Source organism: Samsonia erythrinae (assembly GCF_004342665.1).
GTDB lineage: Bacteria > Pseudomonadota > Gammaproteobacteria > Enterobacterales > Enterobacteriaceae > Samsonia > Samsonia erythrinae.
In genome coordinates this window covers 98,378-124,406 of the sequence record NZ_SMBY01000002.1, presented here as the reverse complement: position 1 = coordinate 124,406, position 26,029 = coordinate 98,378, and the positions used below count along the sequence as shown (strand labels likewise).

Below are 26,029 nucleotides of genomic sequence, written 5' to 3'. Positions count from 1 at the left end.
ACCGGAACCCTCAATCCCGCGTCTCACAAGCCCTCCCACGTCAGCCTGTTTTTCTGATGCTTTTTTCATCAAGGTTAAAATCCCTACGACAGTAAAATTTCATTGTTCTATATCAATTTTGCAGCGATAAAAGCGCAAACACTCCTGGCCAAATTCAATATATAGTGTCTATTCTATAAACACAGTCTATATATAGCGTTTATCCACAATATCATCCACAGCCCTCTGTAGCCCTTGCCCGCTATGGTTTTCACCTGTGGATAACCTTTCGAGAGGAAGAAAACGTGAAACCAGTAGTGATTAAACGGGACGGTTGCCAGGTGCCTTTTGACGAAGTGCGAATCAAAGAGGCGGTCGAACGTGCGGCGCATGCGGCCGACGTCAATGATGCAGACTACTGTGCAACTGTGGCCTGTGCGGTCGCTCAACAAATGCAGGGGAAAGCGCGCGTGGATATCCGTGATATTCAGGACGCCGTGGAAAACCTGCTGATGTCCGGCAATTACAAACAGCTGGCACGGACCTACATCGAATATCGTCATGACAGAGACATCGCGCGGGAGCGTCATGGTCGTCTGAATCAGGAAATTCGTGGCCTGGTTGAACAAAGCAACATGGCGTTGCTCAATGAAAACGCCAACAAAGACAGTAAAGTGATCCCAACCCAGCGCGATCTGCTGGCTGGCATCGTCGCCAAACACTATGCCAAACAGTACATCCTGCCGCGCGATGTGGTGCTGGCGCACGAGCGCGGTGAAATTCACTATCACGACCTCGACTACTCGCCCTTTTTCCCGATGTTCAACTGCATGCTCATCGATCTGAACGGCATGCTGACCAACGGCTTCAAAATGGGCAATGCGGAGATCGAGCCGCCGAAGTCTATCTCAACCGCCACCGCCGTCACCGCGCAGATTATCGCGCAGGTCGCCAGTCACATTTACGGCGGCACCACGATCAACCGCATTGATGAAGTGCTGGCGCCGTTTGTCGCCGCCAGCCATGCCAAACACAAAGCCATTGCAGCGGAGTGGCACATTCCAAATGCGGAAAGCTATGCCCTCACCCGCACGGAAAAAGAGTGCTACGACGCCTTTCAGTCGCTGGAATACGAAGTCAATACGCTGCATACGGCCAACGGTCAGACACCGTTCGTCACCTTTGGCTTTGGGCTGGGTACATCCTGGGAGTCGCGTCTGATTCAGGAATCGATTCTGCGTAACCGCATTGCCGGGCTGGGAAAAAACCACAAAACGGCCGTGTTCCCCAAACTGGTCTTCGCGATCCGCGACGGCCTGAACCACAAAGCGGGCGATCCCAACTACGATATCAAGCAGCTCGCGCTGGAGTGTGCCAGCAAACGCATGTATCCCGATATTCTGAACTACGATCAGGTCGTGAAGGTTACCGGCTCGTTCAAAACGCCCATGGGCTGCCGCAGCTTCCTTGGCATCTATGAAGAAGAGGGCCGACAGATCCACGACGGACGGAATAATCTGGGCGTGATCAGCCTGAACCTGCCGCGCATCGCGCTTGAGGCCGAAGGCGATGAAACGCGCTTCTGGACGCTGCTCGATCAGCGTCTCGTACTGGCGAAGAAAGCGCTGATGACGCGTATTGCCCGGCTGGAAAATGTGAAGGCGCGCGTTGCGCCTATCCTGTATATGGAAGGCGCCTGTGGGGTTCGCTTAAAAGCCGACGACAGCATTGCCGACATCTTCAAGAACGGACGCGCCTCCATTTCACTCGGCTATATCGGCGTACATGAAACCATTAATGCGCTCTTTGGCCGTCAAACGCACGTGTTTGATGACGATACGCTGCGCGCCAAAGCCGTGGCGATCGTCGCTCGCCTCAAAGCCGCGACCGAACAATGGAAAGAAGAAACGGGCTACGGCTTCAGCCTTTACAGCACGCCGAGTGAGAACCTGTGTGACCGCTTCTGCCGGCTTGATACCGCCGAATTTGGCGTCGTGCCGGGCGTCACGGACAAAGGCTATTACACCAACAGTTTCCACCTCGACGTGGAGAAAAAGGTCAACCCGTACCAAAAAATCGATTTCGAACTCCCCTATCCGCCGCTGGCTAACGGCGGGTTCATTTGTTATGGCGAATACCCGAACCTGCAACACAACATTAAAGCGCTGGAAGACGTGTGGGACTACAGCTACAGCCGCGTGCCTTACTACGGCACCAACACGCCGATTGATGAATGCTATGAGTGCGGCTTCACCGGTGAATTTGAGTGCACCAGCAAAGGCTTTACCTGTCCGAAGTGCGGCAACCACGATTCAGCCCGCGTTTCCGTCACGCGCCGCGTCTGTGGTTACCTCGGCAGCCCGGATGCACGCCCGTTCAACGCCGGTAAGCAGGAAGAGGTCAAACGCCGGGTCAAACACTTAGGCAACGGTCAGTTGGGGTGATCGCCGTCGGGCCACCGCCAGGCGGCCCGGAGCGCACGGCACTGTCATCCCCCATCTCCACGACATGGCTCTACACGTATGAATTACCACCAGTATTACCCTGTTGACGTCGTCAACGGCCCCGGCACCCGCTGCACGCTCTTTGTCGCGGGCTGCGTGCATGAGTGCGCCGGGTGTTACAACAAAAGCACCTGGCGGCTGAATTCCGGTCAGCCGTTTACGCAGGCGCTGGAAGCGCAGATCATCGCCGACCTTCAGGATACGCTAATCCCCCGGCAGGGAATCTCACTGTCTGGCGGCGACCCGCTTCACCCACAAAATGTGCCAGACATTCTGCGGCTGGTGAAACGGATACGGGCGGAGTGCCCTGACAAGGATATCTGGGTCTGGACAGGTTACGTGCTGGCCGACATCACCCCGGAACAGCAACAGGTGGTCGATCTCATCAACGTGCTGGTCGACGGGAAATTCGTGCAAGATCTAAAAGATCCGGCGCTAATCTGGCGCGGCAGCAGCAATCAGGTTATCCATCGCCTGCGTTGATCTGCCGGATTACTGAAGCGACGGCTGTTTACCCAGCGAACGCAACTGATCGGATTCCAGCACCGTGACTCGCGCTTTGGGTTCGGGCGAAAATGCCTGATTCAGCAGCGCCTGCGCTACCGTTCGCCCCTCGATTGCCCGCCACTTTGCCGGGAATAGTCGGAACAGCGGCGCCGTCAGCGTTTCCAGCGGACGGCTGTCTTCCCTTTCCCCCAACAGCATTGATGGCTGCGCCAGCGTCAAATGTTGCCAGCCCTGCTGTCGGAGAGATTTTTCCGTCTCCCCTTTCACTCGCGAGTAGAAAAAAGGCGAAGCCGCGTTAGCGCTCAGAGAGCTGACGGCCAAAAGATGTGTTGCCCCCAGTGCCAGCGCGACTTTTGCCCCTTCCACCACGAGCGTATAGTCCACGTAGCGAAAAGCCTGTTTACTGCCCGCCCGCTTTAGCGTCGACCCCAGACAGCAGAATGCAACATCAACAGGATCGGTCAGTTGCGCCAGCGCCGCGGATAAATCGGGATTGTGCGGGTTAACCACCTTATCTGAAGGCGTCAGCGGCTTACGAGTCGGTGCATAGATCGTCTCAACCCGATTATTGGTTTTCAGCAATTGCAACAGCTCATGCCCTACTAACCCCGTCGCCCCCAATAACAGCACCCGACTCATACATTCCCCCCTTGTTCTGCGTCTTTACAATCCCGTCTTATACGTTTCTGTTGTTATCGCTGGCACACCTGTTCATCGCGCCGCCAGTGGCGTTTTTTGCCGAACCCCAACGTGTTGTCCGTCATTTTTATCTCTGTCAGATCGAGCCGCCAAATCGGCGCCTGCGATGCCCGCGCAATGGGAAAACGCGCGTGGTATTGTGCTCTGGCCAGCTCCGCTTCCTCACCCTCCAGACACACTGCCTGCGCCCGGAACTGTATGCCTTTAATCAGCATCACGCTCTTCGGTTGGCCGCTGACCGTACCGGCGACCTGCGGCAACCTTGCCATAATTTCGCCGTGCCGCGTCTGCAATTCCGTCATCAGATAAAAGGCGACCCGCCGATCGTCATAAGTATAGAAGCAACTCGCACACCATAATTCCGAATTTCCCCCCACGCATAATGTCAGCACGTGCAATTTTTTCAAATAGCGGGAGATCGCTTCAAGCTCATTGCCTGTTTCCACCTCTTTCTCCTCAATTGTTCGCCATCATCACAATCATTTCACCCGCGCCATTTTCGGAATAACCCCAAAGCCGACTGAGCGCCTGACACGGCAAAGCACACCACCTAACGGATGATGATAAACCGTTTCGACGTCACTGTGCGCACCATCGGACTTTTGTCGTCCGGCTGAGGTCAACAATGTCCCGGTCAGCAGAAAACGCGCTGGGGCGATCAAAACAGGATGAACCCTCCGCAAGCAGAACAAAGGAAAAACCCCGCTGGCGCGGGGAACACATGTGTAGTGTAGCAACTCAACCGTATTTCAACGGTTTATCCCCGCTGGCGCGGGGAACACTGCGGCAACAGTGATCGCCGGCGCTGACAATACGGTTTATCCCCGCTGGCGCGGGGAACACATCTCCACCTCCCGGACGGTCGGCGCTGTGTGAGGTTTATCCCCGCTGGCGCGGGGAACACTCGGACTTTTTCATCCGAACAAACGCTGAGCACGGTTTATCCCCGCTGGCGCGGGGAACACCTGGCGGTCCGCATCCAGCTCGATTTCCCAACCGGTTTATCCCCGCTGACGCGGGGAACACTCATTGCTCTTAGTGAGTCAGCTATAAAAATCCGGTTTATCCCCGCTGGCGCGGGGAACACAACGATATGTCGAGACATACACTCGCCGTAAACGGTTTATCCCCGCTGGCGCGGGGAACACGCTGGGCAAAGTCCTGCGGGAGAACATAGGCCCGGTTTATCCCCGCTGGCGCGGGGAACACTACATGAAATCCATTTCGCTATTGTTCGTTATCGGTTTATCCCCGCTGGCGCGGGGAACACTATCAGCATTAACATGTACGCGGATTGGTGAGCGGTTTATCCCCGCTGGCGCGGGGAACACTTTAGGGAGGATAAAACGCGATCTCTTTGCTGCGGTTTATCCCCGCTGGCGCGGGGAACACCAGCGCTAAACAACCCACACGCCCGCTCATATCGGTTTATCCCCGCTGGCGCGGGGAACACTCCAGTTACGGTTTCCTGATGGCGCTCCTGATCGGTTTATCCCCGCTGGCGCGGGGAACACAACTCACCATCGCTATAAATATTAGATATATGCGGTTTATCCCCGCTGGCGCGGGGAACACAAGTAAATGTACCAATTTCAGCCAGCAGATTGCGGTTTATCCCCGCTGGCGCGGGGAACACATTATCTTTACCCTCGATAAGGGCGACGATCCCGGTTTATCCCCGCTGGCGCGGGGAACACCCACATTTAGCCCTGGCATCTGCCGGGCTTTTCGGTTTATCCCCGCTGGCGCGGGGAACACTAGGCATGTCGACTGAAGCATTCAACAACAATCGGTTTATCCCCGCTGGCGCGGGGAACACATTTTGCGACACTGGCCCCTGAAATTGATCGCCGGTTTATCCCCGCTGGCGCGGGGAACACCTGTCGGCGTCAAAGACGAGGTGGTAAGCATTCGGTTTATCCCCGCTGGCGCGGGGAACACTTCCCCTCCTTCCTTTCATTGCTGTACTCAGGCGGTTTATCCCCGCTGGCGCGGGGAACACATTTGGGTAAGCAGGGCTACAGCGGGGAAGAGCGGTTTATCCCCGCTGGCGCGGGGAACACCACCCTTCTGTGACTGCCTTGAACCTGACATCCGGTTTATCCCCGCTGGCGCGGGGAACACGTTCGTGTGTAGTCGGCTACGAGGACTACCCGCGGTTTATCCCCGCTGGCGCGGGGAACACTTTTCAATGAGGAACATCCCGTTGCGGATCTGCGGTTTATCCCCGCTGGCGCGGGGAACACCTAAATCCCTCTTCGAGACGGGCGTTGATTCGCGGTTTATCCCCGCTGGCGCGGGGAACACAATACCGCATCAACCTGATAGCCAAAATCGGCCGGTTTATCCCCGCTGGCGCGGGGAACACTCTAAAGGTAGATGTTTGTTTTATAACATTTTTTCTATATAAAGAAATCCTACCGATTTTTCCATATTATTAAAGATCGCTAACTTATTGATTTTCAATAGGTGAAAAAGAGACGAGTCGTAACCCATCCAGATCTACCGGCATTCGGCGGTTTTCACCCCAGGTTTGAAACTCAAAACCGGATTCCGTATTCGTCGCCCAGGCCATGACCACATTTCCCTGCTCCGCCAGTTCAACAATCTGCTGCCAGACCATCTCCCTGATCCGCTTTGAAGTATCACCAACATAGACTCCGGCACGCACTTCCAGTAACCATATCGCTAATCTGCCGCGTAAACGCGGCGGAACATTTTCTGTCACCACCACCAGCATGCTCATTTAGCCCCGTCCCCGGTGACCGCTGTCTCCAAACGGTTCAGGTTCCGGAATGGCCGGCGGTTGCGCATCGTCCGGCGGTAGCGGCGGCGCGCTCCCCCCGGCAGACAGGATCTCTTCAATCAGGGGAATCAGCTTACTCAGCGTTTTCTGACTGCGAAAAATGTCACGGCAGGCAAGCCGTACCTCACGATCCGGTTCCGCAGGATTGCGCGCCGCGATTTCAAACGCTTTGGGCACTACCCCCTCAAATTTGATAACGTCGGCAATGTCGTAAACAAAAGAGAGCGGTTTACCACTGTGGACAAACCCAATCGCGGGCGCATAGCCCGCCGCCAGCACGGCGGCTTCCGTAATACCATACAGGCAGGACGTCGCCGCGCTGATACACTGGTTAACCTTATCGCCACGTTCCCAGTCTTTCGGATCGTAACGCCGACCATGCCATTTAACGCCATACTGCTGTGCCAGCAGCGTATACGTTTGACGCACGCGAGCCCCTTCAATCCCCCTAAGCTGCTCGACTGAGCGGCGGCTCGGAGCAGGCTCGCCGAAGCGCAGCTCGAACATTTTTCGCACCACTTTCAGACGCAGATCTTCGTCCAACGCCAGCCTGGCCTGATAGAGTAATTTGTCTGACCGCGCGCCGCCGGGCTGCCCGGACGCATACAACCGCACGCCGGCCTCCCCCACCCACACCAGCAGTGTTCCGACCGTGGCCGCCAGCCGCACGGCGGCGTGAGAAACCCGCGTGCCCGGCTCCAGCATGATGCAGGCAACCGAGCCAACGGGAATGTGCGTGCGCACGCCGGTTTTATCCACCAGCACAAACGCACCGTCAATGACATCAATCTGCCCGTATTGCAGAAAGATCAGAGAAACCCGATCTTTAAGCGGGATCGGATTGAGCGGAACATACATCGTCAACTCTCCCTGTAACAGAGATGGCTATGCGCGTTTCAGCAACAGCAGGCCACACCCCAATGCCTTACTTTTACCCAGTCCCTGCCGGACAGCTATCGCAAAGCGTTCGACATCCGTAATATGGAGCACCCCGTCATAATCGACGCTGCTGAACATAATCGCCGACGCCTGACCAGGTTTGTTCAGCCGGTGACGCTGATACCCGTCAACCCGGCATCCAGACACCGAAAAGCCGCCATTTTCTCCCTGTCGCACCAGCCAATCGTGAGCGCGCTGCTGCTGATGCCGCCACAGTTCTGCACCGGCTAACCCCGCCACCTTTCCCTGATGACTCGCATCCATCAACACATCGCTACGTTTACCCTCCCGCGTGACTACCGGATTCGCACGCAGTGAAAACGCCAGTGCCATACCGTTATGCCATTGTGGCCGGTACGGCTTAGTTTCCACCTGGAACAGGTTGTGATTCACCTGCGGCTCCTGCTCGGAAAGCAGGTAAAACAAGCTCTTAGTCTCGTGCGCCTGTTCACGGAATAAAAACGAACGCTGTTGCTGTTCAGGAAACAGTTGCCAGAGCCACTGATGGCTGGCATAGCCCCCTGCGTGCAGCCGCTTTTCTGCCATAACGTGCGGTAACTTATCGAGTTGCAGCGTTATTCTGGAAAAAAACATCACTCCTCTCCCTTATCACGGCCAACGTATTGCACGCGGGAAGTGAACTGCCAGCGCTGCCGATCGCCAGGCTGATCGTTGCGTGAAACCCGGTAATACGGTGTAAGCCCCGTATCGCCTTCCTGTTCCCAGTAGCATAGGCCCTCCGCATGCCCGATCGTCTGCAATGTCTGGTCGTTCAGTGCGGGCGTCTGCCTGGCTAACCGCCAGACCTCGGCCAGCGAGCCAGCAAACAGGTGCGGTGCCAGCGGCAGCGCAGGCGGACAGCTTTTACGCCCTAAATAGAGCGTGAACACCGGGGATAACAGGGCATCACGCAGCGCGCTGAGCGAATAGGGCGCATCCGGCGTGGCGCTAATGACGATATGGTAGTAAGCATCACAACGGTATTCGCGTGAGGTCAGCATGGTTTCCAGCGACTGCCCCGCTTCCGGCCGCAGCTCATCGCGTCTGGTATAGCGCGGCACCTTGCGGTTTTCCTTCAGCATCTGCACCGTGTGGTAGTCATTCAGCCAGGTTTCACGATCGGAAAGAGGCCGCACCGCCACGTGATAATGCTGATTGAACACCGTCAGCGCCGCGCGATCGTCACGCCGGATCCCCAGCGCCGCGGCCAGTAGCCCCAGCAGCGCCGACCGGCTGGGCACCGTTGCGGTGTGGCGCACCTCGCCGACCGCCGCCTCTCCCCACGAGACCAGCGGGGCATAAATCTGGAAGACCAGATAGTTATCCATATCAGGCTCCTACTGGCTGACGAAATCGAGCAGTCCTTGCAGCGAACCCCCTTCACCCTCGGCTTCCACGTTCAGCTCATAGGAGGGAACGCCGCCCGCCGAGGCGTAAACCCGGTCGAATTTGCTTTTTTGCGCGCGCAGCAGCGTTATCGCGTCATTGACCTGATCGTCACTGCGAATAGGGTTGAAAAACGCGACGGAAAGCGTGCGCGGCTGATCGGTGCCCTTTTCCGCCAGCGCATAGGTTGCCAGCGCCCGGCTGGCAAAGCTGTTCTGCTTGCCGCCCGGCGAAACGGTCAGCGCCGTTTCCGTCAGGGCCCGCAGGGTACGCGCCGCCAGCGCTTCATCGTTATTCAGGTTTTCCAGCAGCAGCTCGCGGTTAATACAGATGTAGTGATAGAACAGCGCGGAGGCAAAACTCTGTTCCCCCATATGTGCCGATCCACTGTCAGCTGCCGTATTCAGATCATCCACCGCCGTAAAGAAGTCATCTTCGATGGTGACGGCACTCACGCCCAGCGCGTGCGCCACCTGGCAGGCCGCTTCAACATTAAATTCCGGCTCGGCGGCCAACATACGGCCAAACAAGGCGATATCCACACTGGCGGCATCCTTACGCAGCAATTTTAGCTCTTCGCTACCTGGCTCACGCGCTTCTGCCACCAGTTGGGCGACCAGCCGATCGATCAACGCGTTTTCCTGTACGCTCACGTGCGCAAGCTGTTCGATATCATATTTCTCCAGCGGATCTTTGCTGTTTTTCTCCTCTTTCTTCAATTTACCGAATTGGCTGGCAATGCTCTGCGCAACTTTGTCCGCCAGCTTTTCGCTCATGCCGCCGGCGAGGAGCTTACCGTAAACCTCACGCCCTAACCGACGGCTGCGAGTGCCGATATATCCATTAAGCGCCTCTTCAAATACCTCAGAGGTGCGCCACGCCCGTTTCAGGCTTTGCGAGGACACCCGCAAACGCTCAACGCCGCCGACGATGGCGGTTTTCGGGCGCCCCGCGTCATCACGGTTCAGGTTGGAGGAAGGGTAAGCGGTTAAAAAATGAAGCTGGATAAAAGTGGTCATCCGTTATTCCTTGTCTGAAGCTGTCGTTGACGTTTCTGCGATGTCTGGCTCATCAGCGGTGATGTTTTGCGACGCCTGCGCATACTCGCACGCCCAGCGCACGGCGTTGCGCCGCAAAGGGTGAATCACTGGTGCATGGTTCTCCTGCCGCGCCTGCCACTCCGCCACCCACAGGAAAATGCCGTCCGCCAGCGAAGGGAGGTTTACACCTGCGTCACCGCGTATCTTTACCGCACGGACAAGCTGACGATAGAGTTCATCCGGCGTTTGTGCCCGCTGTAGCCGTTCAAAGCGCAACGGGGAAAGAAAAGCGCGATCGCCGCCCTGCTTTTCACCGAGCTGCGCGGCGAAGCTCTTGTGGCTTTCCCTGGCGGTGTTTTTTGCCGCATGCGCGGCAACGGAAACAAAAATCGCCAGCGCCACAATGTGATGTTCTCTTTCCAGCCGCGCCGCCAGTTTCCCCGCCAAATCGTGATAGCCTTTACAGGTCAGCACGCCAAAAGGGGGCCTGGCGCGACGCAGCTCCGCCCGCCGCGCACGACCATTGCCCACCGCGTTATGGCGGTTTTGCAAATCGTCGAACCAATCATTAATCTTTTTTTCATCATTTTTGCTGATGACCAAAAAATCAGCCGTGTTCGCCATCCACTGCCTCCTGCATCTGTTTAATGGTTTTTGCCGCTTTCTGACTAAAGAAAAACTTGCTCATTTTTTCCCGCGCTTTTGCCGCTTTACTCAGATCGCGGTGTTCGTCCGGGTTGCTAAACACGCGGGCGTCATAGTTAGTCAACAGGTAGCGATAGAGCGTCTGCCGCCAGAGTTTCAGCGCGGCGGGTCCTTCCCCCTGCGCCAGCGACCGGCACAGCCGCACAAAACCGGGCTGCGTCTCCTGCCAGAACGCGACATCAATGGCGCTGAAATCCCCTTTGGCATCCTTCGGACGCGAGAACCAGGCTTCTTTGATCATCTGGCGCAGCAGCGTGGCGCTGTCTCGCGCCAGCTCCACCGCCAGTTGCAAATGATCTTTATATTCACGCAGCGCAAGAGCATCGCCACGAAAACGGGCAGAGGAAAACAACAGCGGAACAGCGTGCTCATACCAACAACGCGCCTTCATGTTGTCCATATCGAAACCAAAGCACCACAATCCCGATTTGCCGCGCAGCGCATCCTGCTCGGCATTGTGCTGCACCACCGTCGCCGGAAACAGGTGGTTGAGCTTATCCTCTCCCTGAACCAGCAGACCCAGCCAGTCGCGATAAGCCAGCCCACCCGGCTGTCCTTTCACCGACAGAAAAGGCGCGTCTTCGCCTTTCAGCGCCCGACGATAGGGGGTGAGTGGATGCCGCCAACTGTCGTACTGAATACCGTAGTTTTTGGTGCGATACTGCGTGAGCAACGCGGCAGAGGTCGTGCCGCACAGATCGCACTCCCCCGCCTGTTGCGTAGCGAAATCCAGCTCGATGCGGCGCGGCATCCCCCAATAGGCCTGTAGCCGATGGGCATTTTCCGGCGTCACGGGCGGGTGCGTCCCCTCGCTGGTGGGCGTGGCCGCGAGCCACGGGAACACGGTTGCATCGGGTTGGCCCTTGGGTATCACCGCCTGGGTCAACACGTTCATCCAGAGCTTTTTCCACAACGGCAGCCCGCGATCTTCCGGCATGAGCAGCGTGGTGATCGGCCCACCGCCTCGCATCCCGGTGCGATGTCCTTGCCCGCCGGACGGCGCATTGGTTTGCAGCGTGAACAGCGCCATTGCCGCGCAGTGCGGACACACCGCCTTGACCGTGCCGCGTTTGATGAAATGATCTTTATTCAGCTTGAGCGTATTGCCGCCGGGCGCGTCGATCAGCAGGCCGGAAATCGGCGTCGGCTCGCTGTCGAGCGTGGTGAAATCCTGCATAAACGCGGGCTTTGTTGCGCCGAACTGCATCGCCGGCGCCAGCGCGATTAATGCCTGCGGGAAATCGGAGCCCAGTCCATGCTCCCAGATTTCGTTCCAGTCATCGTCATCGGCGGGTGCATAGGCGGTTTGTAACAGACCGATCAGGAACTGATAGCCCGCCCCCTGAAAATCGGCACGCGGCCAGGCGAGATCGATAATGGTGTCGTCGGGAAGTTGCTGTGGGGAAATGTTGCCCATCCGACCATCCGCGAATACGGCGGGCAGCCAGGGTTCTTCAATCAATGAAAACATCGTACCTCCTGTGAGTGCCGCGTCCCTGCGGCCAGCCTGATTAAAACAGGTTCTACGACCTCTTTTTTAACGCATTCATTCCGCGACGCCAGAGAGATGGCTCACGTTTGTGGTTTAGCGCGGGGATGCGGTAAAACCAGCCGCCGCTCACGAACCCGATAGCGCCAGTCCCACCCGCTCGCTGTAGAACGCATGGTTTTCCCCCCGATTCAACAACAGCACCTCGGCCTGTGGCCGGTGTAATTGCTGCCGAAACCGTTCCAGTGCGTCTCCTTCCAGTATCGGCAATGCGGTTTTACGTTTCTGCCACCAGCTTACTCTTACCTGCACGCGGCTCTGCTCCCAGCTAAAGGTTTCCGATACGGCATAAGGGTGCGGTAGTTCGCCATCGTTTTCTGGTTTCCACGCCAGATACAGATCCAGCGTTTCCTCTCCCAGGCGGGTGGCGATATCCACTTCGTCATTCCAGCCCGATTCGCTGGATTGCGCGCAGTAACCCTGAACCAATGCCAGCGCAGATTGTAATGCGAAAGATCGCTGACCGTAGTTTTTCCCCAGCACCGTGCAGGCGATCGCCTCCAATGCCGCTGGCACCGCGATCTGTTCTTCATACACGCTGTCGATAAGCCGCCGCGCATCTTCCGGCATTTTTATCGCGCCGCGTTCACGCAATATCGCCTGCGTGCGCCACAGCGCGGCGTGGTCGGGGTAGACGTAACCGCTATTGCGCAGCTCAGCGCCCAGCCAGTCGGCCTCCGCTTCCAGTTGCCAGAGCGGCGCCATAATGTGCAGCACCGCCGCCGGACGCTCATCCGTCAGCGGCGCAGGATCCGTCTCGGTCTTATGACGCCCGTCGAGAAACCGGATATGGCGCTGTAGCCGCCCCGCGCGCTGAATCAGCAAATCGATCGGCGCCAGATCGCTAATCATGTTATCGACATCAATATCCAGCGATTGCTCAACCACCTGCGTGGCTATCAGCACTTTGCCGGCACGTTGCACCGGCGTGCTGTCCTTGCCAAACCACGCCAGCGCCTGTTCTTCAATCGCCATGCGATCGCAAAAGGCAAAGCGGCTGTGGAACAGCAGCATATTTCCTTGCGCCATCCCCGCCTCAATCAGTTGACGATACACGGCGATGGCATCATCCACCGTGTTCCTGATCCAACAAATCGATTGCCCCGCCGCCACGGCAGCCTTGACCCGCTCAATGCCCTGTGGCCGCTCGGTCAGCCAGTCAATTTTCACCTCGCGCCGCACTTCCGCCCGCGTTTCCAGCGCCGTTTCCCGCAGCCCCTCTCGCGTCAACAGCGTCAGCCACGGATAGGTTGCATCGGGATTGGGTGGCGCGGCCTCGCATGCGATCCCCTGTGCAAACGCCTGCATCAGTTTTTCGCGCAGGCCAAGCGGCAACGTCGCGGTTAAGATAATCACGCTGCCGCCCTGCTGCGCATGAAAGCCGATCAACAGCTCGATCAGCTTGCTCATGTAGGCGTCATACGCATGCACTTCGTCCAGAATCAGCAGCTTGTTCTGTAGCCCCAACACCCGCAGCGACTGGTGGCGAAACGGCATCACCGCCATCAGCGCCTGATCGAGCGTGCCCACGCCGATATCCGCCAGCAGCGCTTTCTTGCGCGAGTCCGCAAACCAGATGTTGCAGTCTTTACTGGCGGCATTTTCTTCCTTGTCGTACTGTGCCTGCCCCCGGTTATCCCCGTCCCACAGCGATTGCATAAACGCTGACGACATCTGTCGCGCGCCGTGCGCCAGTATCAGTGAAGGGTTATGTTCTGGTGAATATAATGCGCGATAGGCTTTAGCAAGCCGCAGGTACATGGCGTTCGCCGTCGCCATCGTCGGCAAGCCGACATAAATGCCGCTCGCTTTGCGCTGCGCCATTAGCCGCTGCGCCAGAATCATCGCCGCTTCCGTTTTGCCCGCGCCGGTCACATCTTCCAGAATAAAAAGCTGCGGCCCGTCCACGGACATATCCGCCGTCAGCGCCTGCTGTTGCAGCGGCGTTGGCCGTTGGATAAAAGGAAAAAGCTGCTGAATAGAATGAAAAATCGCCGGAGAGGGGGGACGCGGCAAGCGCGAAACGACATTTCTCGCCGTCGGCAGCGCGTATTCACGCCAGTAGACGTCGAGCGGCATCGGCGTGCTGCAATAGTGAAAATCCTGCTGGCGCGATCCCAGCCAGTCCGCCAGTACGGTCAACCCGGCCAGCGCCCAGCTTTGCTGCTTCAGCCTGCTGCGCCAGTTTTTATCCGCGAAGCAGGCCGGCAATGTCCCCGCCTCAGGAAAGCACGTTTGCAGGTCGTGCAGATACTCCGCTATCGCCTGATAGTCATCACGGTGAAAAGCCAGACTGCCTTTGCACGCTGCCGCCGGCTTGCCGTGGTGCCCGGTAACGATATTCAGCCAGATCCCCAACGTCGTTTTCACCGCCGAGGAGAGCTTCTCCGCCTCAAAAGGAAATACGAGGCGAATGTCGTCACGCGCCGTCCATAGCCAGAAACCCAGATCGTCATGCCGTATCGTCCCAATCTGACCGGAAGGCCGGACTAAAGGGGAATCCGGATTGGCGTATTTGCTCTGAAAGCCGCGGGCGAATTTCCCGATATCATGCCAGGCAAGAAAATAGGCGAACCATGCGACGACGCTGTCGTCGCCGTTCTCCAGCCCGCGCAGTGCATAGTCAGCCTGAAAATAATTTTCTTTTAATAAAAAATAGCCGCAGGCCGCCACATCTAAACAATGATAAGGCAGCAAATGATAATCATCGCCTTCCTGAGTATCTGCGGATTTGTTCGCTTTTCCCCAATAGTGGAAATAACGCCGATCGATGATACCGTCTTGACCCATAGGCTTTACCAACCCGAATACGCCTGACCTTACGCCGTCGACGCGCTGCTCGCTAACGTCACGGGCTTCTCCTGCGCGTTGAGGGCGTTACCCACCTTCGCTTTTTTCTTTTCCACGTAGCTTAGCATTTCCTGCCCTTGCGCTGGCGGAGTCAACGGGTGAGATTGACCGGTAAAGATCCCGCCTTTTTCGATGGAGAGTTCGTCCGAGAAGATATCCCCGAAGACTTTTCCCTGCGCCAGAATAGCCACGACGCTGGCAACCACGCGACCTTCCACACGACCATTGATGATGATCTGCTGCGATTTCATTTCGCCGTTTATCTGGCCGGTGTGCTCAACCTTAATCGTGTCATCGCACTGTATATCCCCTTCGACCTGACCTTCCACGGTAATGTTGCCATCCACCGCCAGAGAGCCCGCCATACGCGCCCCCTGAGAAATGAACGTGTCTTTTTTCACACGCACAGGGTTCACTGAATTAATCAACTCATTCGACGGGCTGATGTCGGAGGAGCTGTTTATGTCACTGCGCCCTTGCGGTTTCTTCACGCCTTTCTTATTTTTATCAAATGAAAACATCGTGTTCTTCCTTTTCACTGTATAGAAAAATGCGAGCGCGGCACTTACGCCGGATACGGCAACGACGACCAGACCATAATGTCGTAGGGGGAAGTCGTAATACACATCCAGTAGCCAAACGATAACCAATAAAGCCCATATCGCCCATACGCCCCAAAGCAGGTTGTAATTACGCACGGGGGTAAACCCGAAAAAAGGTGAGATAGCACATATCCTTCTCCAGTTTGTCCTAGGTACGGCTTAATGCGACCGCGCCTATAGATATCGGATGGTAGACCTTTTTATTTAGTTCGATCGCTGCGGCAGCGTGATGACCATCGCATGAAATTTCGCGAAACTGGGGAAAAAATGTATGTTTTTGTGCGGTAAAAGCCTCTCTTTGATGAAGGGTATTGCCTAGCTAAACCGATTCTTCTATGTTAGCTAATAGTCTAAATACTGTGATAAGAGTAATGTGATATGGCAAATAAAATTTGGGTCATGGGCGACGCCGTCGTCGATCTCATCCCGGAAGATACCGAACGCTATCTGAAATGTCCCGGCGGTGCGCCAGCCAACGTCGCGGTCGGCATTGCCAGACTCGGGGGAAACAGCGCGTTTATCGGGCGCGTAGGGGATGATGTCTTTGGCCACTTTCTGAAAAAAGTACTGAAGCAGGAAAATGTCGATACCCGCCACATGGTGTTCGACAGCCACCATCGCACATCCACCGTGGTGGTGAACCTTGATGAAACAGGCGAGCGTTCCTTCACGTTTATGGTGCGCCCCAGCGCCGATCTGTTTTTACAGCCGGAAGACCTGCCGACGTTCAAGCGGGGGGAATGGCTGCACTTCTGCTCCATCGCGCTTTCGCAGGAGCCTTCGCGCAGTACGGCATTGGCAGCGATGCGGCAGGTGAAAGCCGCGCAGGGATGGGTCAGCTTCGATCCCAACATCCGCGACGACCTCTGGCAAAGTGAACAAGCGCTGCGTGACAACCTGACGCAGGCGCTGATGATGGCCGATGTCGTGAAGCTATCGCGCGAAGAGCTGGCTTTCCTCTGTTCAGGTGCTGACGTTGAAGAAAGTATTCAGCAGTTCATGGCTCGCTACCCAACCCGGCTGTTGCTGGTGACGCTGGGCGGCGAAGGGGTCTGGTTGCACGATCGTCACCAACTCCAGCACTTCACCGCGCCGTCAGTTACCCCCATCGATACCACCGGTGCGGGGGACGCCTTCGTCGCCGGCCTGTTATGCGGTCTGGCGGAATATGATGATTTGTCGCAGCCGCAGACCTGGGCTCCGATCATCGAACAGGCACAGCAATGCGGCGCGCTGGCCACGACGGCAAAAGGCGCAATGACGGCCCTCCCTTACATACGGCAATTAAATACCTTGTCCCAGCGCAAGGGCTAGTTCCCCTACGTTGCATCTCCATCACCCGGTTTTGTAGTCAGGATCACAGTTACAGAATCGGGCGAGTAAAATTTCTTGCTAACCCACCTGCGCGCTTTTATTTTCCTCTTGAAAAACCGGTTTAGCAATTTAGCTAAACAGATCAAAAACCAATAAAAATACAGCTCCTCCAGACGAGAATGAAAAAATGAAAATAAGCGCCCTTGCTGTGACAATAGGATTGTTACTCTCCTCACCGTTTTATGCTTCCGCCGCCAGTACCGACAGTCTTGAAGCCCGTCTGAATGCGATGGAGCTGCGCCTGCAACAGGCGGAAGCTCGCGCTCAGGCGGCCGAAGCCAGAGCCGAAGCCTCGGAAAAAGAGACCCGGCGGCTCGCCGCCCGCACCACGCAAACCGAACAGAAAACCCAGCAGGTGGAACAGCAAACGACGGCATTGGCCAAACAGAAATCCTTTACTGACGGGTTCGAATTCCACGGTTATGCTCGTTCGGGCCTGTCAATCAATGATTCCACCACCAGTTCGAAAACCGACATCGGCCCCGGCATGTCGCCCGCCGGTCAGACAGGCGGACACATCGGTCGTCTGGGCAACGAAGACGAGACCTACCTTGAGCTGAAACTGGAACATAAACAAAAGCTGGACAACGGCGCCACCACCCGCTTCAAAGTCATGATGGCGGACGGCCAGCGCAGCTATAACGACTGGACTGCGGCCAGCAGCGACCTGAACATCCGTGAAGCCTTCGTCGAACTGGGCTCCCTGCCGAGCTTCAGCGGCATTTTCAAAGACACCACGCTGTGGGCGGGTAAACGTTTCGATCGCGATAATTTCGATATTCACTGGCTGGATAGCGACGTCATCTTCCTAGCGGGCACCGGCGGCGGGATCTATGACGTAAAATGGTCTGATGACGCCAAGAGTAACTTTTCGCTGTATGGCCGTAGTTTCGGATCGCCGGACGGTTCTAACAGCACCATCAATGAAGACATCAAAAACTACGTCCTTACCGCCAACAACTACGTCGGGCCGTTCCAGTTTATGCTGAGCGGGATGAAGGCAAAGGATAACGAAGCCCGCCCGAACACCAGCGCGGACGTGACGAACATCCATGCCGGCGATAAAGGCTATCACGCGATGGTGGCCTACCACGGCGACAGCTTCTACGGCTTACGCGAAGGAACGTCAAAAACCGCCATCCTCTACGGCCATGGTCTGGGGGGAGAAGTGAAGAACGTTGGTTCCGACGGCAACCTGACTAACGACGCCAACACCTGGCGTTTTGCCACCTACGGCACCACCGCGCTAAACAAAACCTGGAGCTTCGCGCCATCCATTCTGGCGCAAACCAGTTCAGACCGTTACGTCAAAGGCGATAGCTACAATTGGATCACCTTTAATGCGCGCCTGATTCAGGAAATCACCGAAAACTTTGCGCTGGCCTATGAAGGTAGCTATCAATACATGGACCTCGATCCGAAAGGTTACACCACCTCGAATATGGGCAGGCTGAACAAAGTCAGCGGCGGTTTCTATAAGCTGACCTTCGCGCCCACGTTCAAGGTCGGCGATATCGGCAACTTCTTCAGTCGTCCTGAACTGCGCGTCTTCGCCAGCTACATGGACTGGGATAAACGGCTGGACAACTACTCCAGTGAAGATACATTCGGCTCCACCGGCTTTAAGGCAGGCGGCGAATGGAATTTCGGCATCCAGATGGAAACCTGGTTCTGATTATTGGTTAGCCCGCGCGTCGATTACGCTGTGATCGACGCTGCACAAAAGTATATCCGATTAAATAAAGAGGAATAACATGGATATCAATGCTACCGCTGCCGCGCTCATCCCCCTGCTCGGCGGGAAAGACAATATCGTCAGTGCGGCCCACTGCGCCACTCGCCTGCGTTTGGTGCTGAATGACGACAGTCTGGCAGACAAGAAAGCGATCGAAGACGTTGCTGGCGTCAAAGGCTGCTTCCAGAACGCCGGACAAATGCAGATCATTTTCGGCACCGGACTGGTGAATAAAGTTTACGCCGAATTCATTAAAGTCGCCGGAATCAGCGAATCGACCAAATCAGAAGCGGCATCCATCGCCGCGAAAAAACTGAACCCGCTGCAACGGCTGGCGCGTCTGCTGTCAAATATCTTCGTTCCTATCATGCCAGCCATTATCGCTTCCGGGCTGTTGATGGGGTTGCTCGGCATGATCAAGACCTACGGCTGGGTCGACGCCAGCAGCGCGATTTTCGTCATGCTGGATATGTTCAGCTCCGCTGCCTTTATTATTCTGCCCGTCCTGATCGGTTTTACCGCCGCGCGGGAGTTCGGCGGCAACCCGTATCTGGGGGCGACGCTCGGCGGTATTCTGACTCACCCGGCGCTGACGAACGCCTGGGGGGTCGCCGGGGGGTTCCAGACCATGCATTTCTTTGGGCTGGAGATCGCCATGATCGGCTATCAGGGCACCGTATTTCCGGTTCTGCTGGCCGTCTGGTTTATGAGTATCGTCGAAAAACGCCTGCGTAAAGTCGTACCGGATGCGTTGGATATCATCGTTACGCCTTTCCTGACCGTGATCATTTCCGGGTTTGTCGCGCTGCTAATCATCGGCCCCGCAGGCCGCATGTTAGGCGACGGCATTTCTTTGGTCCTCAGTACATTGATTACGCATGCAGGCTGGCTGGCGGGTTTGTTGTTCGGCGGCCTCTACTCCGCCATCGTTATTACCGGCGTCCACCACAGCTTCCACGCCATTGAAGCCGGCCTGCTTGGCAACCCCGCTATCGGCGTCAACTTCCTGTTGCCAATATGGGCGATGGCGAACGTAGCGCAGGGCGGCGCGTGTCTGGCGGTTTACTTCAAAACGCGCGATGCCAAAATCCGTGCGATCGCCGTTCCTGCCGGGCTCTCCTGTCTGCTGGGGATCACGGAAGCGGCAATATTTGGTATCAACCTGCGCTTCATCAAACCGTTTCTGGCGGCACTGGCGGGTGGCGCGCTCGGCGGCGCCTGGGTGGTTTTCAATCACGTCAATATGACGGCTGTCGGGCTGACGGGCTTCCCCGGTCTGGCCATTGTGCAGGCAGGTTCCATACTTAACTATCTGGTGGGCATGTTGATCGCATTCGGCGCTGCCTTTGCCATTTCTTTACTGCTGAAATATAAAACGGATAGCGAATAATGAAGGAAGTCCACTTATTAAAACGCATGGCGCATGCCCTGATGTCTGGCTACGCCCGGAAACAGGAAGATCCTTACCGCCCGGACTGGCATCTGTCTCCGTGCGTTGGTCTGCTCAACGATCCGAACGGGTTTATCCATCACAACGGGCGTTACCATCTGTTTTATCAGTGGAATCCTTTCTCCTGTGCCCACGGCGCGAAATTCTGGGGGCACTGGAGTTCGACCGATCTGGTGAATTGGAAACATGAGCCGGTCGCGCTGGTGCCAAGTGAAAGCTATGAAACCCACGGCTGCTACTCTGGCTCCGCCGTGGTCGATCAGGGTGCAATCACCCTGATCTACACCGGCAACGTTAAATATGACGACGGCTCACGCACGGCATTTCAGTGTATCGCCCGTGAGAACACCCACGGCGAATACGATAAACTGGGGCCGGTTCTGACGCTCCCGGCGGGCTACACCGGCCATGTTCGTGATCCCAAGGTATGGCGCCACGACGATCGCTGGTATATGGTGCTTGGCGCGCAGGATCTCGATCGTCAGGGAAAGGTGCTGCTCTATGGTTCCGCCGACCTGCTGGCGTGGGAGAAGATCGGCGAGATCGCCGGTTCCCGTTTAGGCGGCCTTGGTGATTTCGGCTACATGTGGGAATGCCCGGACCTGTTCCCACTGGATGGCAAAGAAATCCTGATTTGCTGTCCTCAGGGCGTGCCCGCCGAGGAAGAACGCTACCTGAACACCTTTCAGGCCGGCTATCTGGTGGGCTCGCTGCACTATGAAAGCGGCGCTTACTCGCATCAGGGGTTCCATGAGCTGGATCTCGGCTTCGAGTTTTATGCGCCGCAAACCACGTTAAGTGAAGATGGGCGACGTCTCTTGTTCGGCTGGATGTCCATTCCGGATGAGAATGAATTCTTTGAACCCACGATCGACCACGGCTGGATCCATATCATGACCTGCCCGCGTGAGCTCACGCTGCATAACGATCGCGTTTATCAACGTCCCGCCCACGAACTGCAACAGCTGCGCAGAGATCATTACACCTGGCATGGCGCAGCTAATTACGCCCCCTCGCTACCCGTTCAGAGCGCAGAAGTGCTCATCGACGTACAGGGCGAATTCCAACTCACGCTCGCCTCACAGCTACTCCTGTGCTGGGACGGTGAACGCGTGACGATGAGCCGACGCAATCGACGCACCGGCGAGCCCGAACACCGCTACTGGCGCGGTAATCTGCGCCAGCTACAGATCCTGTGCGATCGTTCCAGCATTGAGGTTTTCATCAACGATGGCGAAGCGGTGATATCCTCACGTTATTTCCCTGAAGGTGAAGCGACGATGACGTTCAGCGGTTCCGGCCTGTTAACACTACAACACTGGCTGTTAGCGTCGTGCGTGATAGAATAACCTCCCTTTTTTCTAATAGCAGACCTCGCGGTGAAACCGACTAAACGCATAACAATCAGTGACATCGCCGCGCTGGCCGGCGTTTCAAAATCGACGGCCAGCCTGGTGCTCAATGGTCGTAGCAAAGAGTACCGCGTTTCTGATGAAACCCGCGATCGCGTTCTTGCTATCGCTCATGAACAGCGGTATCAACCCAGCATTCACGCGCGCTCTCTGCGCTCAACGCGCAGCAATACATTGGGGCTGGTCGTACCGGAGATGACCAACTACGGCTTTGCGATGATTTCCCGCGAGCTGGAAATGCTGTGCCGCGAAGCCGGGCTACAGTTGCTCATCGCCTGCACGGACGAAAACGCCAGTCAGGAAATGATGGCCGTCAACAGTCTGGTCCAGCGCCAGGTTGATGGCCTGATTGTCGCCTCCAGCCTGTTGAGCGACACCGAGTACCAGAAGATTAATCAGCAATTGCCCGTCGTACAATTTGATCGGGTGATTGGAGATTCCACACTGCCAATGGTCATTTCCGAAGCGGTGGAATCCACCGCGGAAATGGTCGAACGCATTGCCCGTCAGCACCGTGATGAGTTCTATTTTCTTGGCGGTCAGCCGCGCATCTCCCCTACCCGCCATCGTTTGGAAGGTTTCCAGCTTGGGTTGACGCGCGCAGGCATTGAATGCCAGCCGGAATGGATTATTCACGGCAGTTACCACTCCAGCGCGGGCTATGAAATGTTTGCCCAACTGTGCGCAACGCTGGGCCGTCCGCCAAAAGCGTTGTTTGTTGCCGCATGTGGTCTGATGGAAGGGGTACTGCGTTACATGAATCAGCATAACCTGATGGAAAGCGATATCCGACTATGCTGCTTTGACGATCACTATCTGTTTGATTGCCTGCCGCTCAAGATCGATACCGTCGCGCAGGACTCAGAGAGTCTGGCGCGCAACAGCTTTGAGATGGTGACAAGCCTGATTGCACAGCAACCGCTTAATGAAAACAGGCGCTATATCCCTACGCGCATTCACTGGCGTCATCCTGATTCACGCGAGTAAGGCGTCGCAAGGTGCCTTCCGCCTTCGTCTAGACATAAAAAAAGAACGCGGTTTGAGCAGACGATAACGCTGCTCATCCCGGCGTTCTCACATTTCTATCGCAGGCGTTACTTAGCCGCAGCGGATTCCGCACCCACCAGACCCACCTTGAGGTAGCCGGCTTTACGCAGCGAATCCATCACACTCATGATGGTTTCATAATCTACGCGCTTATCCGCCTGGAAAAAGATGGTCGTTTCTTTGTTCGCATTGGTTTGCGCATCCAACACCTGCGCCAGCGTCTGCTCGCTGACCGCCTCTTCCCCCAGGAACATCTGCTTATCCGCTTTCACCGTCAGATAAAGCGGCTTTTCAGGGCGCGGCTGCGGCACCGCCGATGAGGCTGGCAGGTCGACTCGGATATCTACCGTTGCCAGCGGAGCCGCCACCATGAAGATGATCAGCAGCACCAGCATGACGTCAATGAACGGCGTGACGTTGATGTCGTGCATTTCACCGTCACCACTCACGTCCTCTTTCAAATGCATCGCCATGATTTAACCCGCCCGCAGTTTTTGCGCGGCTGAAGACACCCGGTTATCGTTGCTGGCAGCAACATCGAGGTCACGGCTTTGCAGTAGCAGAACCTGTGCCGCCACATCGCCAACCATGGCTTTGTAACCGGCAATCCAGCGTGCGAAGATGTTATAGATAACGACCGCAGGGATCGCGGCAACCAGACCAATCGCCGTCGCCAACAGCGCTTCTGCGATCCCCGGTGCGACCACCGCCAGGTTGGTCGTTTGCGTCTGCGCAATACCGATGAAGCTATTCATGATGCCCCACACCGTACCGAATAGCCCGACGAACGGCGCAACCGCCCCAACCGTCGCCAGATAGCCGTTACCACGCCCCATATCGCGTCCGGTCGCCGCCACGCGACGTTCAAGCCGGAACGCGGTACGCTCCTTAATGCCGTTGTTGTCATCTGAACGTGCCGAAAGTTCCAGCTCGTTTTGCGCATCCGCCAACAATTGCTGCGCTACGCTGCCCGACCTGAACCCCTCTGCCGTTACCTGCGCGTCATCCAGCGTTTTCGCCTGCTCCAGCGCCAGATACTCTTGGCGCAGACGACGCTTCGCACTGGCGATCCCAACGCTTTTACTAAAGAAGATCGCCCAGGTCACCACGGATGCCAACAGCAGACCGATCATCACCGTTTTCACCACGGCATCGGCGTGCTGGTACATTCCCCATACGGACAAATCGGTTTTCATCAGATTACTGGTGCCCGCGGCCGCGCTACTCGGCAGCGAGAGCGCGGACGTCGGGGATTGTGCGACGGTCGTCACCGGGGCTGCCTGCGCAGAAGGCATTGCCGGGGCTGCATCAGGCTGAGAGGCTGGCGTCGCATTCTCTGTCGATAATGGCACCGTTGCCGGCGCTGCGAACGCATTTCCACTTAGTCCCGCAGTACAGAGCAGGATGATCGCTACGCTACGGGAAAATGCGCTGAGCGCGCCGCGTTTTTTTTGCCAGGCCAATGACACCTGATGAGTTGTTTTACTGACAGCCGTATTCACGCTGTGCCTCCACCATTCATTCAATACGATACCCATGGGTATCATGACGCAATAAATCAGCGTGAAATCATACCAAACCCTGAACGAATTGATAGTCGTTCTCATTATTATTTACATCAGATAATGCACTTTTCTTGCGTTATGGCAGCGTTCTTCGTGGTACTTACAACGCACATGAATAAGAAAAGCGAAAAAACACGCAGACAAAGAATAACAGCGCCTGCTCGCCTCAATGCGACAGTGATGTGCGCCAGAGATATGACGCATGCGTTACGCTTTTTGCCTGAAATATTTTCATCGATGCCTCCCCCGCAGCAGAGCGATGTCCTGGAAATGCCGTTACCGTGGGGGAATTCCCCTGTAATAACAAAACCCGCCCACACATAGCCAAAGCCGTGATAACGTAGATAACATCAATCGAATAACGCCCCGCACGCTACCGCTGTCGGAGCTCGTTGCACATTGCGCGATCCCGCGGGATTAACAGAAAAAGGAGGTAGTGGTTATGGCAAGCAAAAAAATGGCAACCGCGCTCGTCGCCGCAGGACGCAGTAAAAAATTCACCCACGGCTCGGTAAACCCTATTATCCAGCGCGCGTCCTCTCTGGTATTCGATACCGTACAGGAAAAAAAGCACGCCACCATTAACCGCACCAAAGGCGCGTTGTTCTATGGCCGCCGCGGTACGCTGACACATTTTTCCCTTCAGGAAGCGATGGTCGAACTGGAAGGCGGCGCGGGCTGCGTCTTGTACCCCTGCGGCGCGGCGGCGATCTCTAACGCGATCCTCTCTTTCGTCGCGGCCGGCGACCACGTGCTGGTCACCGGTTCGGCCTACGAGCCCACGCAGGATTTCTGTAATAACGTTCTCAGCAAGCTGAACGTCAGCACGACCTACTTCGACCCACTGATTGGTTCTGGTATCGCCAGTCTGATCCAGCCAAATACCAAAGTCGTTTTCCTCGAATCGCCGGGTTCCATTACCATGGAAGTACAGGATGTACCGGCAATCGTAAAAGCCGTGCGTCATATCAATCCTGAGATCGTTATCATGATTGATAATACCTGGGCTGCGGGCCTGCTCTTCAAAGCGCTTGATTTCGACATCGATATCTCCATCCAGTCCGGCACAAAGTATATCGTCGGTCATTCTGACGCCATGCTGGGAACGGCGGTTGCCAATGCGCGCTGCTGGGCGCAACTGCGCGAGCATTCTTATCTGATGGGGCAAATGGTGGATGCCGATACCGCCTATGTCGCCAGCCGCGGCCTGCGCACGTTGGGCATCAGGCTTAAACATCATCAGGAAAGCAGTATCCGTATTGCGCAATGGCTGGCGGAGCGACCGGAAGTCGCCGTCGTCAATCACCCCGCGTTACCGGGGTGCAAAGGACATGAATACTATTTGCGTGATTTTAACGGCTGTAGCGGTTTGTTCTCATTCGTACTGAAAGAGAAATTAAGCAAAGAGACGCTGGCATACTATCTGGATCATTTTGCGCACTTCAAAATGGCATATTCCTGGGGAGGGTTTGAATCCCTGATCCTGGCCAATCAACCTGAAGAGCTGGCAGCCATTCGCCCCGTTAGCGGCGTGGATTTTACCGGTACGCTTGTTCGCTTACATATTGGACTTGAAGACATAGACGATCTGATCGACGATCTGGCTGCGGGCTTCGAAAGATTAGGCTCCGGCCAGCCACAGGAGAACGCAATACAAGAAATGTGACGGCGATATAGCCACAGCCGTCTGATTTCCCCTGCGGTAGAATGGGTAATGCGTTATGATAGCGCCGAGTCGACGCTACCCTATAACGGCGTGACCTTAACCAGAATTCAGCATTAAGCCCTGCCGTCTTTTTTTATCGCAGGGCATTTTGCCCCGTATCGATTTTAGGGCTTGATAGGCAATAGATTTCAGGTAGCCGGATTTCGCCATCACG

21 protein-coding genes and 1 CRISPR repeat array are annotated in these 26,029 nt (G+C 56.2%); of the genes, 8 read left to right on the top strand and 13 right to left on the bottom strand.

The window, feature by feature from the left end; all coding sequences use genetic code 11:
* Positions 1–284 precede the first annotated feature (284 nt).
* Both nrdD and nrdG read left to right on the top strand, forming a co-directional pair.
* The gene (gene nrdD, locus EDC54_RS04970) at positions 285–2,423 is read left to right on the top strand and encodes an anaerobic ribonucleoside-triphosphate reductase (RefSeq protein WP_132453890.1); all 2,139 of its coding nucleotides are present in this window, start codon (positions 285–287) and stop codon (positions 2,421–2,423) included.
* Between the two features lie 78 nt (positions 2,424–2,501).
* A complete protein-coding gene (gene nrdG, locus EDC54_RS04965) occupies positions 2,502–2,966 on the top strand; it encodes an anaerobic ribonucleoside-triphosphate reductase-activating protein (RefSeq protein ID WP_132453888.1) in 465 nt (154 codons plus the stop codon).
* A gap of 9 nt (positions 2,967–2,975) precedes the next feature.
* Here nrdG and EDC54_RS04960 read toward each other — a convergent pair whose 3' ends face one another.
* The 11 genes from EDC54_RS04960 to EDC54_RS04910 form a co-directional block, all read right to left on the bottom strand.
* Entirely contained in the window at positions 2,976–3,629 is a 654-nt protein-coding gene (locus tag EDC54_RS04960) for a Rossmann-fold NAD(P)-binding domain-containing protein (protein WP_132453886.1), read from the bottom strand.
* 53 nt (positions 3,630–3,682) lie between these two features.
* A complete protein-coding gene (locus EDC54_RS04955) occupies positions 3,683–4,135 on the bottom strand; it encodes a YhbP family protein (RefSeq protein WP_380895342.1) in 453 nt (150 codons plus the stop codon).
* Positions 4,136–4,381: 246 nt separating this feature from the next.
* Positions 4,382–6,057: direct repeats of the CRISPR family, unit length 29 nt; unit sequence CGGTTTATCCCCGCTGGCGCGGGGAACAC.
* 84 nt (positions 6,058–6,141) lie between these two features.
* Positions 6,142–6,435 carry a type I-E CRISPR-associated endoribonuclease Cas2e gene (cas2e, locus tag EDC54_RS04950; protein WP_132453882.1) on the bottom strand — a complete coding sequence of 98 codons (294 nt, stop codon included), beginning with the start codon at positions 6,433–6,435 and terminating at the stop codon, positions 6,142–6,144.
* A complete protein-coding gene (cas1e, locus tag EDC54_RS04945; protein WP_132453880.1) occupies positions 6,436–7,353 on the bottom strand; it encodes a type I-E CRISPR-associated endonuclease Cas1e in 918 nt (305 codons plus the stop codon). It abuts the gene before it with no gap.
* Positions 7,354–7,380: 27 nt separating this feature from the next.
* Positions 7,381–8,028 carry a type I-E CRISPR-associated protein Cas6/Cse3/CasE gene (gene cas6e, locus EDC54_RS04940; protein ID WP_132453878.1) on the bottom strand — a complete coding sequence of 216 codons (648 nt, stop codon included), beginning with the start codon at positions 8,026–8,028 and terminating at the stop codon, positions 7,381–7,383.
* Complete coding sequence (gene cas5e, locus EDC54_RS04935) at positions 8,028–8,762, bottom strand: type I-E CRISPR-associated protein Cas5/CasD (RefSeq protein WP_132453876.1); 735 nt, start codon at positions 8,760–8,762, stop codon at positions 8,028–8,030. The genes cas6e and cas5e overlap by 1 nt, the downstream gene beginning before the upstream one ends.
* A gap of 9 nt (positions 8,763–8,771) precedes the next feature.
* Positions 8,772–9,839, bottom strand: a complete 1,068-nt coding sequence (gene cas7e, locus EDC54_RS04930; RefSeq protein WP_132453874.1) for a type I-E CRISPR-associated protein Cas7/Cse4/CasC — start codon at positions 9,837–9,839, stop codon at positions 8,772–8,774.
* Positions 9,840–9,842: 3 nt separating this feature from the next.
* Positions 9,843–10,484 carry a type I-E CRISPR-associated protein Cse2/CasB gene (casB, locus tag EDC54_RS04925; RefSeq protein ID WP_132453872.1) on the bottom strand — a complete coding sequence of 214 codons (642 nt, stop codon included), beginning with the start codon at positions 10,482–10,484 and terminating at the stop codon, positions 9,843–9,845.
* A complete protein-coding gene (gene casA, locus EDC54_RS04920; RefSeq protein WP_132453870.1) occupies positions 10,468–12,036 on the bottom strand; it encodes a type I-E CRISPR-associated protein Cse1/CasA in 1,569 nt (522 codons plus the stop codon). Before casA ends, casB begins: the two co-directional genes overlap by 17 nt.
* Positions 12,037–12,183: 147 nt before the next feature.
* Complete coding sequence (cas3, locus tag EDC54_RS04915) at positions 12,184–14,904, bottom strand: CRISPR-associated helicase Cas3' (RefSeq protein WP_132453868.1); 2,721 nt, start codon at positions 14,902–14,904, stop codon at positions 12,184–12,186.
* A 29-nt stretch (positions 14,905–14,933) separates the two neighbouring features.
* Positions 14,934–15,662 carry a bactofilin family protein gene (locus EDC54_RS04910; RefSeq protein ID WP_230514468.1) on the bottom strand — a complete coding sequence of 243 codons (729 nt, stop codon included), beginning with the start codon at positions 15,660–15,662 and terminating at the stop codon, positions 14,934–14,936.
* A gap of 282 nt (positions 15,663–15,944) precedes the next feature.
* Here EDC54_RS04910 and EDC54_RS04905 point away from each other — a divergent pair, with 282 nt between their 5' ends.
* The 5 genes from EDC54_RS04905 (at position 15,945) to EDC54_RS04885 (ending at position 22,524) form a co-directional block, all read left to right on the top strand.
* Positions 15,945–16,880, top strand: coding sequence for an aminoimidazole riboside kinase (locus EDC54_RS04905; protein WP_132453866.1), 936 nt, complete (start codon positions 15,945–15,947; stop codon positions 16,878–16,880).
* 187 nt (positions 16,881–17,067) lie between these two features.
* Positions 17,068–18,615: a carbohydrate porin gene (locus EDC54_RS04900; RefSeq protein WP_132453864.1), complete on the top strand. Its 1,548-nt coding sequence runs from the start codon at positions 17,068–17,070 to the stop codon at positions 18,613–18,615.
* A 79-nt stretch (positions 18,616–18,694) separates the two neighbouring features.
* A complete protein-coding gene (locus EDC54_RS04895; protein ID WP_132453862.1) occupies positions 18,695–20,065 on the top strand; it encodes a sucrose-specific PTS transporter subunit IIBC in 1,371 nt (456 codons plus the stop codon).
* Positions 20,065–21,474 (top strand): glycoside hydrolase family 32 protein, encoded by a 1,410-nt coding sequence (locus tag EDC54_RS04890; protein WP_132453860.1) that lies wholly within the window; start codon positions 20,065–20,067, stop codon positions 21,472–21,474. The genes EDC54_RS04895 and EDC54_RS04890 overlap by 1 nt, the downstream gene beginning before the upstream one ends.
* 30 nt (positions 21,475–21,504) lie before the next feature.
* Entirely contained in the window at positions 21,505–22,524 is a 1,020-nt protein-coding gene (locus tag EDC54_RS04885; RefSeq protein ID WP_132453858.1) for a substrate-binding domain-containing protein, read from the top strand.
* Positions 22,525–22,631: 107 nt separating this feature from the next.
* Here EDC54_RS04885 and exbD read toward each other — a convergent pair whose 3' ends face one another.
* Positions 22,632–23,057 carry a TonB system transport protein ExbD gene (gene exbD, locus EDC54_RS04880; RefSeq protein ID WP_132453856.1) on the bottom strand — a complete coding sequence of 142 codons (426 nt, stop codon included), beginning with the start codon at positions 23,055–23,057 and terminating at the stop codon, positions 22,632–22,634.
* A 3-nt stretch (positions 23,058–23,060) separates the two neighbouring features.
* Positions 23,061–24,086, bottom strand: coding sequence for a tol-pal system-associated acyl-CoA thioesterase (gene exbB / locus EDC54_RS04875; protein ID WP_132453854.1), 1,026 nt, complete (start codon positions 24,084–24,086; stop codon positions 23,061–23,063).
* Between the two features lie 505 nt (positions 24,087–24,591).
* Here exbB and metC point away from each other — a divergent pair.
* Positions 24,592–25,815 (top strand): cystathionine beta-lyase, encoded by a 1,224-nt coding sequence (gene metC / locus EDC54_RS04870; RefSeq protein ID WP_132453852.1) that lies wholly within the window; start codon positions 24,592–24,594, stop codon positions 25,813–25,815.
* The last annotated feature ends 214 nt before the right edge of the window (positions 25,816–26,029 follow it).

Excerpts from the sequence above, each read along its gene's own strand:
- nrdG (WP_132453888.1), top strand. The coding sequence starts at position 2,502 with ATGAATTACCACCAGTATTACCCTGTTGACGTCGTCAACGGCCCCGGC.
- EDC54_RS04960 (WP_132453886.1), bottom strand. The coding sequence starts at position 3,629 with ATGAGTCGGGTGCTGTTATTGGGGGCGACGGGGTTAGTAGGGCATGAG.
- cas2e (WP_132453882.1), bottom strand. The coding sequence starts at position 6,435 with ATGAGCATGCTGGTGGTGGTGACAGAAAATGTTCCGCCGCGTTTACGC.
- cas1e (WP_132453880.1), bottom strand. The coding sequence starts at position 7,353 with ATGTATGTTCCGCTCAATCCGATCCCGCTTAAAGATCGGGTTTCTCTG.
- cas6e (WP_132453878.1), bottom strand. The coding sequence starts at position 8,028 with ATGTTTTTTTCCAGAATAACGCTGCAACTCGATAAGTTACCGCACGTT.
- cas5e (WP_132453876.1), bottom strand. The coding sequence starts at position 8,762 with ATGGATAACTATCTGGTCTTCCAGATTTATGCCCCGCTGGTCTCGTGG.
- cas7e (WP_132453874.1), bottom strand. The coding sequence starts at position 9,839 with ATGACCACTTTTATCCAGCTTCATTTTTTAACCGCTTACCCTTCCTCC.
- casB (WP_132453872.1), bottom strand. The coding sequence starts at position 10,484 with ATGGCGAACACGGCTGATTTTTTGGTCATCAGCAAAAATGATGAAAAA.
- casA (WP_132453870.1), bottom strand. The coding sequence starts at position 12,036 with ATGTTTTCATTGATTGAAGAACCCTGGCTGCCCGCCGTATTCGCGGAT.
- cas3 (WP_132453868.1), bottom strand. The coding sequence starts at position 14,904 with ATGGGTCAAGACGGTATCATCGATCGGCGTTATTTCCACTATTGGGGA.
- EDC54_RS04905 (WP_132453866.1), top strand. The coding sequence starts at position 15,945 with ATGGCAAATAAAATTTGGGTCATGGGCGACGCCGTCGTCGATCTCATC.
- EDC54_RS04900 (WP_132453864.1), top strand. The coding sequence starts at position 17,068 with ATGAAAATAAGCGCCCTTGCTGTGACAATAGGATTGTTACTCTCCTCA.
- EDC54_RS04895 (WP_132453862.1), top strand. The coding sequence starts at position 18,695 with ATGGATATCAATGCTACCGCTGCCGCGCTCATCCCCCTGCTCGGCGGG.
- EDC54_RS04890 (WP_132453860.1), top strand. The coding sequence starts at position 20,065 with ATGAAGGAAGTCCACTTATTAAAACGCATGGCGCATGCCCTGATGTCT.
- exbD (WP_132453856.1), bottom strand. The coding sequence starts at position 23,057 with ATGGCGATGCATTTGAAAGAGGACGTGAGTGGTGACGGTGAAATGCAC.
- metC (WP_132453852.1), top strand. The coding sequence starts at position 24,592 with ATGGCAAGCAAAAAAATGGCAACCGCGCTCGTCGCCGCAGGACGCAGT.